This is a genomic window from Pseudomonadota bacterium (assembly GCA_039028935.1).
Lineage (GTDB): Bacteria > Pseudomonadota > Gammaproteobacteria > Steroidobacterales > SZUA-146 > SZUA-146.
The window spans coordinates 71686-91610 of sequence record JBCCHD010000005.1 but is presented as its reverse complement, the minus strand read 5'-3'; the positions used below and the strand labels follow the sequence as shown (position 1 = coordinate 91610).

Annotated in this window: 15 protein-coding genes; 6 read left to right on the top strand and 9 right to left on the bottom strand. The window is 55.0% G+C overall.

The features are described 5' to 3' along the window. Positions 1 to 3: 3 nt before the first annotated feature. Positions 4 to 1251 (bottom strand): M48 family metallopeptidase, encoded by a 1248-nt coding sequence (locus AAF465_03960; GenBank protein ID MEM7081865.1) that lies wholly within the window; start codon positions 1249 to 1251, stop codon positions 4 to 6. An 85-nt stretch (positions 1252 to 1336) separates the two neighbouring features. Between AAF465_03960 and orn the strand changes: the two genes are divergently transcribed. Both orn and AAF465_03950 read left to right on the top strand, forming a co-directional pair. Continuing rightward, positions 1337 to 1894, top strand: a complete 558-nt coding sequence (gene orn / locus AAF465_03955) for an oligoribonuclease (GenBank protein MEM7081864.1) — start codon at positions 1337 to 1339, stop codon at positions 1892 to 1894. Positions 1895 to 2021: 127 nt separating this feature from the next. Further along, on the top strand, positions 2022 to 2675 hold the full coding sequence (locus AAF465_03950) for a DUF938 domain-containing protein (protein ID MEM7081863.1): 654 nt from the start codon (positions 2022 to 2024) through the stop codon (positions 2673 to 2675). A gap of 79 nt (positions 2676 to 2754) precedes the next feature. On the opposite strand, the gene AAF465_03945 is transcribed toward AAF465_03950, so the two are convergent. Beyond that, positions 2755 to 4065 carry an MFS transporter gene (locus AAF465_03945; GenBank protein MEM7081862.1) on the bottom strand — a complete coding sequence of 437 codons (1311 nt, stop codon included), beginning with the start codon at positions 4063 to 4065 and terminating at the stop codon, positions 2755 to 2757. 218 nt (positions 4066 to 4283) lie between these two features. On the opposite strand from AAF465_03945, the gene AAF465_03940 reads away from it, so the two are divergent. Then, positions 4284 to 5321, top strand: a complete 1038-nt coding sequence (locus AAF465_03940; protein MEM7081861.1) for a hypothetical protein — start codon at positions 4284 to 4286, stop codon at positions 5319 to 5321. A gap of 160 nt (positions 5322 to 5481) precedes the next feature. Here AAF465_03940 and AAF465_03935 read toward each other — a convergent pair whose 3' ends face one another. The 4 genes from AAF465_03935 to ppsA are packed head-to-tail and all read right to left on the bottom strand — an operon-like array spanning position 5482 to position 9536. Next, on the bottom strand, positions 5482 to 6327 hold the full coding sequence (locus tag AAF465_03935; protein ID MEM7081860.1) for a M48 family metallopeptidase: 846 nt from the start codon (positions 6325 to 6327) through the stop codon (positions 5482 to 5484). Positions 6328 to 6344: 17 nt separating this feature from the next. Beyond that, positions 6345 to 6812, bottom strand: a complete 468-nt coding sequence (locus tag AAF465_03930; protein MEM7081859.1) for a heavy metal-binding domain-containing protein — start codon at positions 6810 to 6812, stop codon at positions 6345 to 6347. Then, positions 6812 to 7132: a YbjQ family protein gene (locus AAF465_03925; GenBank protein ID MEM7081858.1), complete on the bottom strand. Its 321-nt coding sequence runs from the start codon at positions 7130 to 7132 to the stop codon at positions 6812 to 6814. Before AAF465_03925 ends, AAF465_03930 begins: the two co-directional genes overlap by 1 nt. A gap of 43 nt (positions 7133 to 7175) precedes the next feature. After that, on the bottom strand, positions 7176 to 9536 hold the full coding sequence (gene ppsA / locus AAF465_03920; GenBank protein ID MEM7081857.1) for a phosphoenolpyruvate synthase: 2361 nt from the start codon (positions 9534 to 9536) through the stop codon (positions 7176 to 7178). Between the two features lie 70 nt (positions 9537 to 9606). On the opposite strand from ppsA, the gene AAF465_03915 reads away from it, so the two are divergent. From AAF465_03915 to AAF465_03905, 3 genes are all read left to right on the top strand, one after another. Then, positions 9607 to 10425, top strand: coding sequence for a pyruvate, water dikinase regulatory protein (locus AAF465_03915; GenBank protein ID MEM7081856.1), 819 nt, complete (start codon positions 9607 to 9609; stop codon positions 10423 to 10425). A 157-nt stretch (positions 10426 to 10582) separates the two neighbouring features. Then, the gene (locus AAF465_03910) at positions 10583 to 11107 is read left to right on the top strand and encodes a DUF1249 domain-containing protein (protein ID MEM7081855.1); all 525 of its coding nucleotides are present in this window, start codon (positions 10583 to 10585) and stop codon (positions 11105 to 11107) included. 28 nt (positions 11108 to 11135) lie between these two features. Further along, complete coding sequence (locus AAF465_03905; protein MEM7081854.1) at positions 11136 to 12215, top strand: hypothetical protein; 1080 nt, start codon at positions 11136 to 11138, stop codon at positions 12213 to 12215. A gap of 79 nt (positions 12216 to 12294) precedes the next feature. Here AAF465_03905 and AAF465_03900 read toward each other — a convergent pair whose 3' ends face one another. From AAF465_03900 to AAF465_03890, 3 genes are read right to left on the bottom strand one after another with little or no spacing between them, the layout of a single operon-like run. Next, positions 12295 to 15354, bottom strand: coding sequence for an efflux RND transporter permease subunit (locus AAF465_03900; GenBank protein MEM7081853.1), 3060 nt, complete (start codon positions 15352 to 15354; stop codon positions 12295 to 12297). Next, complete coding sequence (locus AAF465_03895; GenBank protein MEM7081852.1) at positions 15351 to 18563, bottom strand: efflux RND transporter permease subunit; 3213 nt, start codon at positions 18561 to 18563, stop codon at positions 15351 to 15353. Before AAF465_03895 ends, AAF465_03900 begins: the two co-directional genes overlap by 4 nt. 60 nt (positions 18564 to 18623) lie before the next feature. Further along, positions 18624 to 19733, bottom strand: a complete 1110-nt coding sequence (locus AAF465_03890; GenBank protein ID MEM7081851.1) for an efflux RND transporter periplasmic adaptor subunit — start codon at positions 19731 to 19733, stop codon at positions 18624 to 18626. Between the last annotated feature and the right edge of the window lie 192 nt (positions 19734 to 19925).

Here is a 19925-nt window from a genome sequence, read left to right as displayed (position 1 = left end):
TCGTCATGCGTTGAGTAGTTTTTGCAAATAGGCAACCCGCACAGGGCCAGGTGGGTGCGAATCGTAAAAGCGACTGTGAAGCTCGTCCGGTACAAGCGTTGACGCGTTTTCTTTGTAGAGTTTGCCCAGGGCACTGATCAGCGCATTGGCATCGCTTTGTTCGTGCGCATACTCATCCGCTTCGAATTCGTGCTTGCGTGAAAAGTAGGCGCTAACGGGGGTCAAAAAGAACGTGAACACAGGGATTACGAGCATAAAGAGCATGAGCGCCATATGGTTGGTCATGGACGTCACCCCCAGTGACGTATAGAACCAGGTTTGGTCTTTCAAGAACCCAAGGATGGCCAATCCAATTAAACCGGTTGCGAAGCCCCAGATGAGTCGTGAGCGAATGTGTTTCTTTCGAAAATGACCCAACTCGTGCGCGAGCACGGCCTCGACTTCCAGCGGTTCGAGACTGTCGATCAGCGTATCGAAGAACACAATACGCTTATTGTTGCCAACACCGGTGAAGTAGGCATTACCATGCGTCGAACGTCGTGAGCCGTCCATGACAAAAATACCTTTGCTTTGGAATCCACAGCGACCGAGCAACGCCTCGATCCGCGAAATCAGCGACTCGTCGGAGAGCTTTGAGAACGTGTTAAATAGCGGCGCGATAAAGGCCGGATAAGCCCAAGTGATGGCCAGTGAGAACGCAACCCACACGATCCATGCGTACAGCCACCAGTAAGTCCCCGTCGCGTCCATGATCCATAGAATCGCTGCGAGCAGCGGAGCGGCCAATACAAGCGCGACTAGCCAGCCTTTAACCATGTCTCCCACGAACAAGCCGGCTGTCATTTTATTAAAGCCGAAGCGTGCCTCGACGCCAAATGTTCGATAGAGCGACAGTGGGATCGAAAGTAGCGACATCACAAAGAGTATCGCTAAGATACTGGCTACGCCGGTGACTAACGGGCCCCAGCCGAACGCGCTAACGAGATTATCGATCCACTGTAATCCTCCGCCGAGTGTCCAGCCCAACAACAGCAGCGTATCGATGACGATGTCCCAAAGACCGACGCGTGTGCCGGCAGCGGTGTAGTCGGAGGCCTTTTGGTGTTCTTCCAGTGACAACGCTTTGTCGAAGCCCGCCGGGAGGGCATTGCGCCGTTCGCGCATGGCGCGAAGTTGTCGAAACGACAGCCACAGCCGGATACCGGTGCCGACCGCGAGGAAAATCAAAAAGGCCATTTGGAACGAGTGCATAAGAAAACCTGCGGAGATGCAAAATTGAGCGCCTGAGCTTAGCCAATGGTACTATGGCGCGCAAGCAATTGAGGACTATAACCCCATGTCAAATCCGTCCACGAATCTGATCTGGATCGACCTGGAAATGACCGGACTGGACCCGTTTACCGACATGATTATTGAGATCGCGACGGTGGTCACCGATCAGGATCTCAACGTACTGGCTGAAGGACCCGAAATCGCGATTCGGCAGCCACGATCCCTCATGGACAGCATGGACGAGTGGAATACCCGTCATCACGGTGATTCGGGTCTTACCGACCGCGTGCTTGCCAGCTCGCACGACACTCGGGATGCCGAGTCCGCGACGCTGACCTTCTTGCGCCAGTGGGTCAATGATGGCGCGTCGCCCATGTGCGGTAATTCGATTTGCCAAGATCGTCGGTTTATGGCGCGTCTAATGCCCGAGCTCGAGGCGTTTTTTCACTATCGCAATCTTGACGTCAGCGCGCTCAAGCAGTTGGCGTTACGCTGGGCACCGGCGATTGCCAAAGGCGTTGTGAAAGAAAACCGACACCTCGCGCTGAGCGATATTCACGATTCGATCAATGAGCTGAAACACTATCGGGAGCACTTCCTGATTGTCGATTCACGCGATTGATGTTGGTCTGCCTGACCCACCGATTTCTGTCTATCGATCTTAATGCGGTGGGCGGTCGGTTCGGTGACGCGCAACGCCGTCGATGCACGGGGCCGTCGACCTTCGGCGATCTTGAACGTCGCGGTGTGTGCACGCGTCAAACGTGGTGCGCGTAGTGCCGGGCGTTCCCTCACGACTCGGCTATTCCCCAGCCGCCGAGCGCAATCAGCAACCCATATTGGCGAGTTTACGAACGCTATTGAGCGGCGAGCGACACTGGCGTGTACTCGAGATTGGAAGCGGCACCGGTCAACACGCTGTGTACATGACGAACGCGCTGCAGAATGTCACTTGGTACACCAGTGATCTTCCTGACAATCTCGAACAGATCAACGCGTTTTTGGCTGCCAACGGCAATGATCAGGTGATCCGCCCCGTGGCGCTAGAGGCCGCTACGCTGCACCATTTCCAGGAGCCAGTCGATGTCATCTTTACGGCCAATACGTGCCACATCATGGCCTGGCAAGATGTCAAACGGCTTTGCGTGAACGCGGGGCGGTGCTTGTCCCCTGGTGCCATGTTGGTGATCTATGGTCCGTTCCACGTCGGGGGGCGGGCGACCAGTGAGGGTAACTACCGTTTCGATCTCACGCTCAGTCAGAGCAATCCCTGGCAAGGTATTCGTCATCGTGAGGCGCTGATCCAGACGGCGGATCAAGCTGGCTTTAGCTTGTTGCGAATCGACGTCATGCCAGCCAACAATCAGCTACTGGTGTTGTCTCGACGCCGTGACCTAAGTTAGGCCGAACGGGCGTTCAGTCACTCCTGCCAGACGCCCGTGGTGATCGATGGGCGTTTCTGTCGCGCGTTGTTGCATGGAATTAAGGCAAGGTCTCCGAGTCCGCTCCGGAATCCTCGTCGTGCGCCGTCTGCGGCTCGGCCTGTTGCTCGTCCGTTTCTTCGTCTTCGTAGTAGTCGTAAACCGGCGACTTGGTCACAACGGCCGCCAGGGCTTCGGTAAATGGAATTTGATCGTCCGAGTCGGCTTGTTCGCGTTGGAAGACGCGATACAAAATATACAGCGCGAGCGCCGCATCGGCGATTGCGATGGGCAAAAACATGCCGCCAACCCCCGCCATGCCAATAAAAGCGGAGCCAATAAAAGGGCCCACGACGGCGCCCAAGCCGTAAACGAGCAACATACCGCTGGAGATCATGACAAAGTCGTCCGGTTGCGCATAGTCGTTTGCGTGGGCAATGGAAATAGAATAAATCGGAAACGACATGGCTCCCCAGATCAGATTCACAACCAGCAGTGTATTGGTCGAGAGTTGGCCGGATACGAGCCAAAGTCCAACACTGAGCGCACAACAAACGACGGCGCAAAAGGCGATCACAAAACGCCGGTCGATGCGGTCAGAGACATACCCCAAGGGCCACTGGCCGAGTGCGCCGCCGAGCACCGCAGCGGTCATGAAACTGGCGGCCAGCGTTAGATCGTCACTCTGAGCGGCGGTGTAAAGCGGTGAGAGAGAATAAAAAATGCCGCTCGCGATGCCCGCAGCGACACAGCCCAGGACGCCAGCGGGCGAGATCACATAGAGCTTTTTGAAGTTGACCTTTACGCCTTCCGGCACAATTTGCGGCATGGGCGAAGTTGATAACGCCACCGGTACGGCCGCCAGCGAAACGAGCACCGTAATGGCGGCAAACAAAGGCATTTGCGCGGGGTCGGCGAGCAACAACATTTGCTGACCGAGTGCCACCACGGTGAGGTGAATAATCACATACACCGAAAAAATCATGCCGCGGTTTTCGTTGGTGGACATTTCGTTCAACCAGCTTTCGATCACCACGTACAAGGCGGCGAAACAAAAGCCACTGAGGAACCGAAAAATACACCAGGCGACATCGTGGATGAACAAGCCATGCAGCAACGGCGTCGCGGACGCGATCGCTGTCATTGCCGCGAACACTCGGATATGACCGACCTTGCGAATCATGTCGATGCCGCGAACGCAGCCCAAGGTAAAGCCCAAGAAATAGGCGGCGCCCATGATGCCGACCATAAGCGCTGAGAATTCTTCGAGGTTTGCGCGGACAGGCAGCAGCGTGCCCTGCAGACCTTGTCCGGTGATAAGAATTGCGACGCTGAAGAGCAGTGCCGCAACAGGTGCCAGTGTTCGAATCACGATATTCCGTCGCCTCGATTCGCGCTACGACGCCATGCGCCTTGGGCGAATCGTATCTCACTCAAAGCGCCAGACAAAACACTTTTTCAACCTCGGTGGATACGGAGGGCAGCTCGTATATTCTCGCGCCGACGGTCACCTGTCTGTCGCGACCCCAGACCCGCATCTTGCGCTATTCGGGTATGATGATGTCATCGAACAGCCTGTGGAGAATACTGATGAGGGTCCGTCCCCTAGCCATTATTAACGTCATTGACCGAGCGGCTTCTGCCACTCGCCTGGCGTGCCTGTTGACGACGCTTGCTGTGGTCACGGCCTGTATGCCGTCAGCGCTTCCGCCTGACACGTCGGAGATCGATCCTCAGTCAGAGTCGGTCGACCATGACGCGGTAGCTGACGAGGCGTCGACGGACGATGCGCAACAGGCTATTGCGGCGACGGTGCCGGATACCGACATATTTGTGTTTGTGATCAATCCTGCCACCGATGCAATCGCGACTCGGTTTTTGGCCAATGTCACGCAGCGCGCAGGCTATGACAATCAGCCCGCTTACGTACCGGGCACGAACGATTTTTTGTTTGCGAGCATTTTGGATGGTCGGCAAAGTGATGTGTACCGCTTTCACTCGCGCGACCGTTCCCTCAGTCAAGTTACGTCAACATCGTTATCAGAATATTCGCCGACACCGATCGATAGCGGTTTCTCGGCGGTAGTCGTTGAGGGAGATGGCACGCAACGCTTGTGGCGGTACGATGCTCTGGGCGAGGCGGATGTGCCGATCCGCGAAGATGTCACAGGAGTTGGCTATCATGCCTGGCTGCCGGACGATCAGTTGGCGTTGTTTGTAGTTGACCAACCGCTTATGCATCTTGACGTCGTGACTGTACAAAGCACGGAACGCTATGTGTTGACCGTGAACGGCGGTCGCTCGTTGCATCGTCGACCCGATACCGGCACGTTGAGTTTCGTCCAGCACTTGCCGGGCGCACCGTCACGCCTGATGGATTGGAACGGCAGCGAATTGACCTTCTTAGTCGATATGCCCGTCGATGTTGAGGATTTGACTTGGTTACCCGATGGCCGCGCCCTCACTGTGGTGGACGGGAAACTCTTATCGTGGTCGCCCGGTGATGAATCCTGGCAGGCGCATGCCGACCTCAGTACTTATTTGCCGGGCACCGTAACCCGTTTGGCAGTGAATGATACGGCCACTCGGCTGGCGATTGTTAGCAGCATGCCGCCGCTTGAAAAATAGAGCTAGACACGAATATCGCCGCCAATGAACGAACGTGTGGTGGGGCGCAACGGCGATTGCCGTCGACCGGCGACAGTGAGAGTGCGATGGATGACGTTGGCACGGCGACCATCACGGTCCGAGTCGGATGCGGTGCTCGGTCATGCGACATTGATCTTGCTTAGTCGAGCGGCGTTGCCGAGGGCGTGAGCCAGGGCGATAGCGGATTTGTCGTACACCCTATCTTCTCTCGGTGAATGTGTATGGCATCAACACGCTCTTGAGAAAGTGGGTGCGTGAGGAAGAGGCTGATCGAGCGCCGTGCAAGCGTGTCCTTGTCGATGTGCCGTTCAAAAAAGTCGCTGGCGCCGCCACCGTGCCCGTAGTATCGACACAAAAGCTCGACGCCGAAGCGGTCCGATTCCGCCTCTTGTTGTCGATTACTGCCTTGAAACAAAGCGTGTGTCGATAGGCCCGCAATCTGATTCGATGCGGAGGTATTCGATCCGACTAGCAGCGCGCCAGTGGTGAGGAGCGCCAGCCGGCCCAGTCGGCGCCAGTGATGTTGGTGGTATATGTGGCCAAACTCATGAGCCAATACCATGGCGACCTCGTTTTCCGAAGTGGCCGCATCCAAAAGACCCCTAAACACCACGATCGTACCGCCTGGAATCGCGAGTGCATTGATATCGGGCGTGTCGATGATCACCAGACGATACGCTCGCGGGTCGTCGTTGGGCAGATGCCGTTTAAGCTGTTCAAAGATGGCGTGTGTACGTTCCACCTGCTCGCCCGATACCATCGGTTCTCCAAACTCAATGAGAAAATCATCTGGAAGCTGGGCGCCAATACGATTGTCGTATTCCGGTGGAATGAAACGGACTAACTGGTCGATCAAAAAACCGCCGAGCAAGTACACCACGACAATAATTAACAGTAGGCCGCCTCCGAGCCAGACCAGGTCAGCCAGTGGATGGCGGTCAGGAAGGTTGACTTGAGCGTCGACGTCTTTGGGAATATAGCGCATGGAATACGCCAGCGATGCTAGCGATTGTAAAGCGCCGTGCCATAGGCGTGAACTTCAACTGACCCAATGCCTGCGCCGGATGACAACGTTGATGTCTCAATGCGCAGATTGGCGATGCGATCCGCGTCGCCGGCACGTTCTTTCATCCGCAGTACCGCTTCGCGTCGAGCGCGGTCGACGAGCGTTTCGTAGGCACTCACTCGGCCGCCGAAAATCGCCCGAAGGCCAGCCAGAAACCGCTTGAAGTAATCCACCGATATCACCACGCTGCCGCTGACCAATTCGGCCCGGGCAATGGAGGTATCGGGTGGGAACTGGGTGTCGTCCATTTCATCAAATGTTACAGCGGGACGGTTTATCAGCGCTTTTTCGCGTTTAACGATTGAGCGAAAATGGTTTCGCTCGGCCAAGGATCCAATAAAATAGCCCAACAACAACAGCAGGATGGGAATCCCAAGGTTGAAGATTAAAGTGAGCCAATCCATCACAGGGTTGAGACCACCACCGCGGTGCCATAAGCGAAAAGTTCAGCCGCACCCGGCGCAACCGACGAGGTTGCGTAGCGAATATTGACGATCGCGTTGGCGCCTAGACTCTCGGCCTGCTGAATCATCCGCTGCGTGGCTTCATCTCGCGATTCTTGCAACAGTTCGGTATAGCCTTTGAGTTCTCCGCCGAAGATGTTCTTAAAACCCGCGGCCAAATCGCGGCCGACGTGCTTGGCGCGAATCGTGCTGCCGCTCACCAGCCCAAAGTGGGCGGTGATATCTCGACCTGGCACAGTCTGTAGTGATGTCAGAATCAAAATGACCTCCAAAAAGGCTCAAAATGAAGAGGACGGCACGGCGCTAGCCGACGCTCATGCCACCTAAAAATAGGCGTGTTTCGATGACCGTGTCCGGGTTGAGCGACATACTCTCTATTTCTTGGTCGAGTAGCCACTGGGCAAGATCTGGGTGATCGGAAGGGCCTTGTCCACAGATGCCGATGTACTTGTTCTGTCGTCGACACGCTGAAATGGCCATCGACAGCATTTTTTTGACGGCCTCATCTCGTTCATCAAACAGATTAGCGATAAGGCCTGAGTCGCGATCAAGTCCGAGCGTGAGTTGCGTCAGATCGTTCGAACCAATCGAGAAGCCATCAAAATATTCGAGAAACTCGTCGGCGAGCAGTGCATTGGACGGGAGCTCACACATCATGATGTGTTTCAGGTCGTTGCTACCGCGCGCCAATCCGTTTTCTTCCAAGATAGCCGACACAGTTTGTGCCTCAACCAGTGTGCGCACAAACGGGATCATGATTTGCACATTGGTTAAGCCCATCTCATTGCGAACGCGCTTGATCGCCTCGCACTCAAGATTGAAGCAGGGGCGAAATTCATCGTCGATGTAGCGCGAAGCGCCGCGAAAACCCAACATCGGGTTTTCTTCGTGTGGCTCGTAACGTTGTCCGCCGATTAAGTTGGCGTATTCGTTTGATTTGAAATCGGACATCCGCACAATAACGGGCTTCGGTGCAAAGGCCGCTGCGATGGTGCCTACGCCCTCAGCGAGGCGACCGACAAAGAACTCAATCGGATCGTCGTAGCCCGCCATCTGCTCTTGAATGGTCGACTTGAGCGAATCATCGAGCGTGTCAAAATCGAGCAGGGCACGGGGGTGCACGCCGATCATGCGATTGATAATAAATTCAAGACGCGCCAAGCCCACGCCGTCGTGCGGCAGACTGGCAAAGTCCATCGCGCGATCAGGATTGCCCACGTTCATCATGATTTTGACCGGAACGTCGGGTAGGGCGGTCAGGCTATGCTCTGCGTGATCAAATTCCAGCACGCCATCGTAAACATTGCCCGTATCGCCTTCGGCACAGCTTACCGTCACGGGCGTCATGTCACGGATCTTATCAGTCGCGTCACCGCAGCCGACCACGGCAGGGATTCCCAATTCGCGCGCAATGATGGCGGCATGACAGGTGCGGCCGCCGCGATTCGTCACGATCGCTGACGCGCGCTTCATCACCGGCTCCCAATCGGGATCGGTCATGTCGGTCACGAGTACCTCACCGGGTTGTACTAAGTTCATTTCAGACGGATCGCGAATAATGCGGGCATTACCGGTGCCGATCTTATGACCGATACTGCGACCGGTCGTCAGCAGGTTGCCCTGCCCTTGGAGGGTATAGCGCTCGATTACTTGCGCCTGCTGCCGGCTCCGTACGGTTTCCGGTCGGGCTTGAAGGATGTAAAGATGGCCGTCTTCGCCGTCTTTGCCCCACTCAATGTCCATGGGTCTGCCGTAGTGTTGTTCAATGATGACCGCTTGTCGTGCGAGTTGCTCGACTTCTGAATCACTCAGGCAAAACCGATCGCGCTCCATTCTGTCAACCGGCAAGGTCTGTACGCCACTGCCATCCTCGCCGTAGGTCATTTTGATCGCTTTGCTTCCGAGGTTGCGACGGATGACGCTTCGTCGATTGGCCGCGAGCGCAGGCTTGTAGCAATAAAACTCGTCGGGGTTGACCGATCCTTGCACGACCGTTTCGCCCAGCCCGTACGAGGCGGTCACGAACACCGCGTCGCGAAAACCCGATTCGGTATCGAGTGTGAACATCACACCGCTCGCGCCCACATCAGAACGCACCATTCGCTGAATGCCGGCCGATAACGCAACCTGGCTGTGTTCAAAGTTCTGATGCACTCGATACGATATGGCGCGATCGTTAAACAGCGAAGAAAACACTTCTTTGACGCGGTCGATCACATCGTCGATGCCGCGCACATTGAGAAAACTCTCTTGTTGTCCAGCAAATGACGCTTCAGGCAAGTCTTCAGCCGTGGCCGACGAGCGCACGGCAACCGCGATGTCGTGCCCACCCGACAGCGATGCGAAACTGTTGCGGATGGCGGCATCGAGTGCGGGTGGAAAGGGGGTTTCCATGATCCAATTACGAATCTTGGCGCCGGTGTTTGCAAGCGCCTCCAGGTCATCAACATCCAGTGTGTCGAGGGCGCTGTTGATGCGATCGGCTAAACCGTCATGGCTTAGAAATTCTCGATAGGCGTCTGCAGTCGTCGCGTAACCTCCCGGCACATCCACCCCGGCATTGGCGAGGTTCTGAATCATCTCGCCAAGCGATGCGTTCTTACCGCCAACTCGCTCGACATCGTCCATGCCCAACTTTTCGAAACCTATAACGTATTCAGTCACAACAAGAACCTTGTATTATTGGCGAAGACGTGGAAAATCGGTGAAAACTCAAACAGGAAGGCGGGAGACGATGCTAACCAGAACGGTTTTTTATATTTCGGACCAAACCGGGATCACCGCAGAAACGTTAGGTCACAGCCTGCTCACGCAGTTTGAGGATGTCAATTTTCGCGCCGTAACTCTGCCATTTATTGATACCATTGACAAGGCACAGGAGGCGTGTCGCCGAGTCAACTTAACGTGTGAGGTGGAAGGCAGCCGGCCCATCGTTTTCAGCACGTTTGTGCTCGATGAAATTCGCGATGTCATCAAACAGAGCAATGGCCTGTTTTTGGATTTTTTCGACGCCTTTATTGGTCCCCTTGAAAAAGAACTCGGTCGCAAATCCACTCACACGACGGGCAAGGCGCATGGTCTCGCCGATTCCGACAACTATTCGCGTCGTATGGAGGCGGTCAACTTTGCGGTGACCTACGACGATGGGGTCAACCTCAACGGATACAGTCAAGCGCAGGCCATTCTGGTCGGTGTGTCTCGATGCGGGAAAACCCCCACTTGCCTCTATCTCGCTCTTCAGCACGGCGTATTTGCGGCCAACTATCCGCTGAATGAAGACGATTTTGAGGCAGGGCGTTTGCCACGCGCTCTGGAACAAAACAAGGACAAACTATTCGGTTTGACTATCGAATCCGCGCGTCTTCAGCAAATACGTGAGGAGCGCCGCCCGGACAGTCGGTACGCGTCATCTCGCCAAGTGAGCTATGAGCTTCGTGCCGCTGAAGCCCTGTTTCGTAAATACGGAGTCCCCCATCTGAACACCACCCACACTTCGGTTGAAGAAATCGCCGCGAAAGTCATGGCCCACATGCATTTAAAACGATACGAATAGCGAGTTGCGCTCTCCAGTAGTGGGTTAAATGTCTGTTATGTATATAAAATTTAATGACTCCATCATTCTGTGAACCCGGTCGCGGCAAGATTTTCGTCTCTGCCTCAGGATGAGTCTTAATCCGGGGTGAAAAGAGGCCCTGTGATATAGTGAAAACATGAGGATAAACGAGAAGTTAAAGTCAGTCAGCGACAGTAATTTGGAGTCCGGGTGGAATCTTCGACCGGGCAGCTTTACCGCACTTATGGCGCTCTATGAGAGCAACTACCTGCGACTCAACTGGCTGATCGATGAGATGGAATTTCTGCGTGGCGAGTATCGCTCCGACAGTCCCGATGACTTTCCGCTTCACCTCAGTGTTCGCGATGTCAGCCGCTACACGACGTCCATTCATCTGACCTATTGGTTTGAGGGCGATGGTATAGACGCGGTGGCCGATCCGGATTTGGATATCAGGATTTATCACGATGCACGGTTGGCGGAGGCCATGGCCTGTCGCCACAATCGACGGCATCGGGTTTTGCAGGGATTTGTTACCGATCACGGCTCGGAACTGAGTCGTCGTTGGGCCCGCAATATGATGCTGAATAAATGGCTGGAGTATTGTGCGGACGCGAACCATCGATTTCGCGAGGTAGCGCCGCAACGCGACGTAAAGAACTTGCCCGAGCAGGACACCTAAGGGCAGGCGAGCAAGTTGGACAGATTTTATGATTGACGACGTAAACAGAATGATGGGTGAGCACTCCTCCGGGAGCAAGAAGCTGGGTCGGATGTTCCGCAAGTCGGCCGACGACAAGCTGCTCGACCTATTCTGGAACCGCGCAGACTTGAAAAAGCAGTTTTCCAATTCGCGGGACGATATTTACGATTTAAAAACGCAGCTCAAGAGCGCTGAAAAAGAACTTAAGCGTCAGAAGAATGAGATGCGTGCGTTGGAAGCACGGTTGGCCGACCCGGTCGCCGGCTACAACGCGATGGTGTATTTCCAGTTGCGCGATCTATGGGATCAAGCGATGGCCAAGCTCGAAGCCTTCAGTGAAGAGCTTATTACCCAACAGAAAGATCGCGAGCGCAAAAAACAGATTATGGAGTTCAATCAAGAGCGGCAAAAGCGGCTTAAGGAACTCAATGAAAAAATTGTCGAGGTCAAAAAGCAGTCTGACAACGCGAAAGGGGCGTTAACGGCGATTGAAATGCGTTTCAATGAATTGACCGGCCTACTCAATACGTTCAAACGCAAGAGTCTTCAGCCAGCGGTGGAGCAGCATCGCGAAGACTATGAACGCGTGAGAGAACGTATCGAGGGTTTGTTTGATGACCGCATTAAAATCGAGAGCGAGCCGTGGCCTGAATATCCAGGTCTCACCGTAGACGGTCGGCGGGTCATTAACATGGCGGTCATCGCGCTGGCTCAGCATTTGTGCGTGCATTTTTCTGAGCATGCGTTAGCGAATCAAGCGCGCATCGCCGTGACTCAAAAAATTCAGAAAGTCGATTATGGTAGTAAGAGCGACTGCGAATTTATGATGACAAAAATTCGATCGGCCGTCGTGAGCATGCAAGAAGATCGTGGTTTTGCCAGTGAGCTCAAAGCGCGCTCGAAATGGCTGCGAAGCAAAGCCGAGTACCGCACCGAGGACGATACGCGCCCAGTAGCCGAAAGCGTCGGTGGCATTCCGGTGTCGCTGCCGGGAATCGACCTTGGCAATACCGTGGCGGGCATGCCACTTGAGATTAACGTGCTGGCGGAAGACTACTGGAATTTGTCGCAGGTGTTGGTGGACTGATCGACGCACTCAACGAGTATTAAAAGAAAGCCTGGAGTGTTCACACACCAGGCTTTTTTTTTGCGCTAGCGAATCGGATTCAAGGTGCGCTGGTGGCGCGACCCGAAGCGGCTGTGCGCAGTACTTTTCGGGTCCATTTCGCAATGCCATCGACCACCACGTAGACAAACGGCACAATAAACAACGATGCGATGGTCGAAAACGCCAGGCCACCGATGATCGCCCGAGCCATTGGGAAGTAGGGCGGGCCGTCGCCACCCACCTGAGTCGTGCCAATCGCCAACGGCAGCAAGCCCAGAATGGTAGTCGCCACAGTCATTAAAATGGGGCGTAGCCGGTCTTTACCCCCTTGAATCAACGCCTCGTCACGCGACAGACCCTGCTTGCGCAGATGGTTGACGTGATCGATCAACACAATGCCATTGTTCACCACCACGCCGATGAGTATCAAGATGCCGATTGAGGCCATAAAAGAGAACGTGGTACCAGTGAGCGCAAAGAACCAATACACACCCACAATGGATAAGGCGATGGAGGTCATGATTGAGAGTGGATACAGCATGGACTCAAACATGGCGGCCATCACAAAGAAAATGAGTATCACGGCCAGCATTGTATTCACGCCCATCTGCTCTTGGGCATCATTGGATTGATCAAACCCGCGGCCGAGCTTCCAACTGTATCCGACCGGCAGCGTGTACCCTTTGAGAACGCGTTCAACGTCGGGCCGGATTTCCTCCAGCGAGCTGCCTTTTGCGAGGTTAGCTTCGATGATCACGGCGGTGTTGCGCGAGATACGACGAATGACGCGAGGTCCGTAGTTGACATGGAAACGAGCAACAGAGCTGAGTTCGATTAACTCGCCATCCGCAGTGTAGAGGGGAAGTTTGGCCAGGTTCGCGATGGTCTGCTGCTGTTCGTCTTGAAATGCCAACCGCACATCCACTTCGCCGTCGTCCGCGCGAAATTCACGTAAGTTCTCACCGCGCATGGCGACCGCTACGGCGCTGGCGACCGACATTGGCGACATACCAAACCGCGCGGCCTTGTCGCGATCGACTACCACCTGCAGTTCTTTTTCTTTTTCAAACGCTTCGAGACGAACGTTTTCGAGGCCGTCGACCTGCGCCAATATTGGGATCATCTCACGCGCATTCGCGTTGAGCTGTTCGCTTGAGTCACCGCGTACTTGGAGCGTAAAGCCCTGACCGCCGCTGCCTTCTTGATCCAGCTTGAAACTGGGTTCGCCAATAATGATCTCTGGGATTTCTTCGTTGATGATCGCAATGATCTCTTTCGTGCTGAGAGTGGCGTTATCCTCATCGGTTAGAAGGATGGTCGATTCGGCTTGCTCTTCGTTATAGTACGAGTAGACCGCCACGATATTTAGGCGTTCTTGATTGGCGTATAGGTAGTCCTCAACTTTGTCGACCGCTTCTTCAACGGTCTCCAGTGGGTAGTTCGCTTTCAGGTAGTAAGGCAGAAACAAGCTCCGCTTGGCCTCTTGCGGAAACATATCAATCGTCACTAGTTTTTGGGCGATGGCCCCTGAGCCCAACAAGAGCAACGTCACCAGCAGCATCTTCCAACGATGATCGAGAACGCGCGTGAGCGTGCGACCGTACCAGCCCGTCAACCGATTCATGGCCGATGAGGCTGGTTTTGCTTTTGGAATTTGCACACGCGATGCAAGCATCGGCACCAGCGTTTGCGAAATGAGCAATGAGGCGAGCATTGCGACCGTAATCGACATCGCAACGTGGGTCAGGAAGATGGTGAGCTGATTTTTCTCGCCAAAAATGATGGGGAGGAAGACGCTGATCGACGTGAAGGTGCCGGCGATCACCGCGAGCCCCACCTGGTTGACCGCTTCGGTGCTGGTCTTTAGGGGGTGCGAATCATCCATCTGACGCCGACGGAAAATGTTTTCGGTCACCACGACTGCATTGTCCACGAGCATGCCGATCGCGAGCATCATACCCATCATTGACAAGATGTTGAGCGTCAAGCCAAAGAAATAAAGGGCCGCCAAGGTCACGAGCAACGAAAGCGGCACGGACAGGGTGACGATGAGCGTGGTAGATAGCTGGCGTAAAAATAAATACAGAACGGCGATGGCCAGCAGCGCCCCCATGAGCCCAGACATAATTAAGTCGGACAGCGTGTTGCGAATGTCGTCGCCTTCATTTTGCAACTCAAAGATATTGACGTCACGCAGTTTGGGCGAATCACGAACTTTGTCGACTTCGGCGAGCACCCGGTCAGTGACGTCCACAATGTTCGCGCCGGTGCTTTTAAACACATCCAGTCCGATCGCATAGGTTTGATCGAGATGGCGGCCGTAGTTGCGTTCGGGTATTCGTAACTCGATATCGGCAACGTCGTCCAATATGAGGTTGCCAGTGCCGATGCGAAACTGTTTGAATTCATCAATCGAGTCGAACTCACCTTTTGGCCGCACGCTCAAGCGCATACCATTGTCAGTGATATTTCCCGCGCTCATCGAAAAATTGGCGCGACGCAACGCTTCGGCAACGATTCGTGCATCAACATTGTGCGCCGACAAGCGTACAGGGTCGAGCAATATGCGAATTTCAGCCGGGTCGACGCCCTGTAGCTCAACTCTTGATACGCCTTCCACACGTTCGATCCGTCGTTTGAGTAGTTGATCGAGCATGTCGTACGACAGCGACAGATCGCGCTCGCTGGAAACGCGGATAACGAGCACCGGCTGGTCGGCAAGCGATCCGGTAAACACGAACAGATTGCGAATATCATCCGGCAGATCATCACGTACCGCATCAATGCGCGCACGCGCTTCGATGCCCTTAGCTTGCGCTTCCTCTCCGAGCGTAAAGGCAACAAACAACCGTGCTTCACTGCTCGTGCTCCACGACTGCATAAATTCGACGCCACTCAGCGTCGCCAACGATTCCTCGATTGGACGGGTAATCAAACGCTCGACTTCTTCAGGCGTGGAGCCGGGGTAGGGCACCGACACAAAAATGCCGGGGAACTCGACATCTGGGAATTTTTCAAGCGGCAACAGTTGCGATGAGATAAGGCCCACGAGGCTCAGCGCCACGAACACCATGACAATGCCGACGGGCCGTCGAATGGCGGTTTCAATATGTTTCATTGGAACGTCACCGGGTCGGAGCTAGGCGGCGGGTCGATCGCGCGAAATTGTTTTCGGTCAAGCAGCGAATACACCACCGGTATCACGACCAAGGTAAGGGCCGTTGAGGTCAGTAATCCGCCAATCACGGTAATGGCCATGGGTGCCCGAATCTCCGCACCCTCGCCAAATCCGATTGCCATGGGGAGTAGGCCCAACGCGGTGGTCATGGTGGTTATCAGAATCGGGCGCAACCGCGTTTTACCAGCCTCTCGAATGGCCTCAACTTTTTCCATGCCGTCGGCACGCAGTTGATTTATCAAATCAACCAGAACAATTGCGTTATTCACTACGATACCGGCAAGCATAATGGCGCCAATAAAGACCACCACGTTGATCGTTGAGCCGGTAAGGTACAGCGCCAGGATCGCGCCGACAAAGGCGAGCGGAATCGTAAAGAGAATCACAAATGGATGAATTATCGACTCAAACTGCGCGGCCATCACAAGATAAACCAAAAAGACGGCCATCAAGAGCGTAAAGATCATTGAATTGAACGATTCGCTCATCTCGGCATTTTGGCCACCGATTTCAATCAGCGTTGTGGCCGGTAGTGGCAAATCATCGAGAAGCGAATCAAGACGGGTGACCGCCGAGCCAAGATCGCCGTAATTCAGTCCTGCAGTAATGATGGCGACGCGCTCTTGATCGCTACGACGAATTTCGGTCGGCCCCATCTCAATATCGACGTCTGCCACCGACTGCAACGACACCGGGCGCTCGCTCAGTGGATTTACGATCAGATTACGCAGTTCTTCGACCGTGGCGTTTTGAGTGTTGACGCTGCGGACCAGAACATCGATCTTGCGGTCGCGAATGCTGTAGCGTGTTGCGACATTTCCGCGCACGTTGGCAACGACCGTGTCGGCGACGTCACGCACGGTGAGACCGAGCTGATGAATGCGCACTTGGTCAAAATGAATTTGAACTTCGGGATTGCCATTCTCGATGGTGGTTTTGACATCAGCAAACTGTTCGTCTGCACTCAAGGCGGACACAATCTGCTCGCTCGCCGTGCGCAGATCTGACAGGTTGTAGCCCTGAATCTCGATCTCAAGCGGTGTGCTCAGCGTGAACAAGGCCGGTCTTGAAAACTCGTACTGCACGCCCGCCATATTGCCCACCGCATCGCGTAGGGTTTGCATGGCGCGGGCTTCGGCCTGGTCGCCGGCCCCAGGCTTAAGTTTGAGACTCAGGGTAGCCGTGTTTTCCCCTTCATCGACGGGACTGGCGTCAAGACGGTTGCCGGATCCGGCGACCGAGAAACTGCGTTCGAGCGTATCGATCTGTCGCGTTGCCTCATAAGCTTTGGTCACTGCCTCGTCAGATTGATCGAGCGTCGCGCCCGAGGCGAGCCGCAAGTCAACTTGAAACTCGCCTTGAGAGAGTTGCGGAATAAGCTCGGTACCCAGACGAGGCAGGAGCGAAACCGTGCCGCCAAGCGCCAGAGCGGCGATCAAAACCACCACGATCCGGTGCCTCAAGCTCCAGTTGAGAATCGGAACGTAGAGGCGGGCGAGCAGCGAGTAGAAACCCTGAACGACAAGCGTGAAGGGCAGTGCGATCAAGCGCAACAGTTTGCCCATCAGCGCGATCAGTGCGCCAATGCCCCAGGCCACGAAGGCAAAAACACGTGTGGTTTCACTGGGTGGACGGACATCATCGTGGTCGTGGTATTGCTCTTTGCCTTGCCAACCACTGAGCATCGGGATAAGTGTGAGTGCGACGAACAATGAGAAAACCAGGGCAAAGGTGACGGTTAGCGCCTGGTCGCGGAACAGCTGACCGGCAATACCGCTTACAAATACCATTGGAAAGAAGACGGCGATAGTGGTGAGTGTCGCCGCTACGACGGCGCCGCCGACTTCGCTCGTGCCCTTGCGTGCCGCCTCAAATATGCCACTGCCGTTTTCGCGGTGCCGAGAGATGTTCTCTAGCACCACAATTGAGTTGTCCACCAGTAGTCCGACGGCCAGGGCAATGCCGCCCAGCGACATAATATTGAGCGTGACGTCATACAAATACATCAGCATGAACGTGCCGATGACCGACACTGGAATCGCGACCGCAATCAGTAGGGTGGAGCGGAAATTTCGAAGGAAAAAATACAACACCAGCACAGCGAGTATGCCGCCAATCAGAGCGGCCGATTGCACTTGCTGCACAGCGCCGGAAATAAACGTGGACTCGTCGTACATCACATCGAGCTGCATCGAATCAGGCAGCGTATCGCGCACGGTGTCCAGACTGTCTTTTATATTGGTCGCTACGGCTACGGTGTTGGCATCGCCTTCCTTATAAATCGCAAGCTCGACGCTCTCGCGACCATTAATTCGGGTGATGGCTTCACGTTCTTTATGGCTGTTGGTGACGGTGGCGACGTCGCGAAGATAAACCGTTTGGACGCCGGGCGCCGGTATAATGGCGTCACCAATTTCGTCGACCGACTGAAATTCATTTATCGTGCGCACCATATATCGCTGTGAGCCGTCTTCGAGACGGCCCCCGGACAGGTTGACGTTCTCAGCGCGAAGTTGACTGATAATTTGATCGATTGAAATCCCAAGCTGGGCGATACGCTGCTGGTCAACAAGGACCTGAATCTCGTCTTCCAGACCGCCGCTGACTTTTACAGCGGCTGTGCCTTCCACCGCTTCGAGCGAGTTTTTGAGTTCCTCATCAGCAATTTGCCGAAAGTAACGGAGCTCGTCGTCGGTGATGGCGGCTCCCGATTCGGATTGCTTGGACAATGCCAGCCGCATGATCGGCTCGTTGGACGGGTCAAACCGCAACAGAATAGGGCGCTCGGCGTCTTCCGGTAAATCGAGAAGATCGAGTTTTTCACGCACATCAACACCGGCGTAATCCATCTCGGTGCCCCAAACAAACTCCAAGATGACATCAGACTGTCCTGAACGTGAGACGCTGCGTACTTTGCGCACATTGCGTATCACGCCCACCGCTTCCTCGATGGGTTTGGTAATCAGGTTCTCGATTTCCAGGGGAGCTGCGCCCGTGAGTTCGGTGCGTACCGTAATCGTCGGATACGACAAATCGGGCAAGAGATTGACCCGCAGACGCGTGAGCGAGACGATGCCAAACAAGATAACGGCAAGCGTCACCATCAGCACGGTTATGCGGCGTTCAGTGGCGATTTCTACGATACGCATGATTTATTCTCGCTCGCTGTCAGACTGAGTCGGTTATCGATGGGGGTGTCGTGCACTCGATCATTCGGCGGATTGGGCAACGGCCGTTTCCGTGTCCTCAAGCAGCACATCGGTCGCGTCGTCGTCGCCCACGACTTTGATCAGGCCGTTGTCTTTCAGTCCGTTTTGACCGATAACGATGACCCGCTCGTTGCCGGTCAGTCCATCAATCACCTGCACGTTTTGACCGCTGATGTGGCCGGTGATTATGGCCTGTTGACGGGCTTTATCACCGTCTGCAATAAACACCGAAGGACGTCCGTCGCTTTCAACTACGGCGCCGCGTGGCAGCAGCACCGCATTGGCAAACGTGTCGTAGACGATGGCAATTCGGCCAAACATGCCCGGCTTGAGCGCTTGGGAATCGTCATTGACTTCGATCGTGACTTTAAAGGTGCCCGTTGCGGGATCGACAACAGGGCTCACGCGTGCGATCGACCCGACGAAGGGTTGGCCGGGCAGGGCGTCAACGGTGAGATCAACGCGCTGTTCGGCTTTGAGTTTCTGAAAGTCCTTTTCTGGTACGTACAAATAGGCGAGCAATGGGTCCAGGTCGGTGATCGTGAACAATGTCTCGCCGACCGAAATATTGTTGCCGGCTTTCACGTCACGCGCCGAGATGACACCGGCAATCGGCGCGCGGATTGTGGTGTAGCTCAGCTCTAGACGTGTCAGTTCATAGGAGGCTTTGAGGGCGTCCAAATCGTAGCGCAGTCCTTCGAACACTCCGGCCGGTAGCAGTCCTTTGTCATGAAGTTCAATGTTTCGCTGGTAGTCCTGCGCCACCTTGTCGACATTCGCTTTAGCTCTGGCGAGCTCAAGCTTAAGACGGGCGTCATCGATCTTCGCCAAGGGCTGGCCAGCTTTGACGATATCGCCTTCTTCCACTAATAGACGAATAATCTCACCATTTACTTTGGCTTTTACCTGGGCTTCGCCATCGGCTTCGAGCGAGGCCGTGCCCACATACACCGCATTGACTGTGCCGCGCTCGACCGCGGACACTTCTACCGGTACCGGTTCGGGTGGCTTGTCTTCGTCGTTATCGGTGTCCGTTCCGCTGCCCGGGGGCTGACAGGCCAGCAGGGCAAACGTGCTCAATACCAACCAATGTGTTCTGCGCTTCATCATGAGGTGCTCTTAGTGTGGAAGTAAAATGGGGTCACAGCGTTCACGTCGGGTCGTGCAGTAGTGAACTGGCCTGTCAGGCAGTCTGACTGCGGTAGCCGGGCGGTCGTTCCGCGTGTGAAATGGCGCTCCAGCTGTGTCGCACAGGCGTTTATCATGTTCCTTCTGCCCCGCCCTGACGGGCGTCCTTGGTAA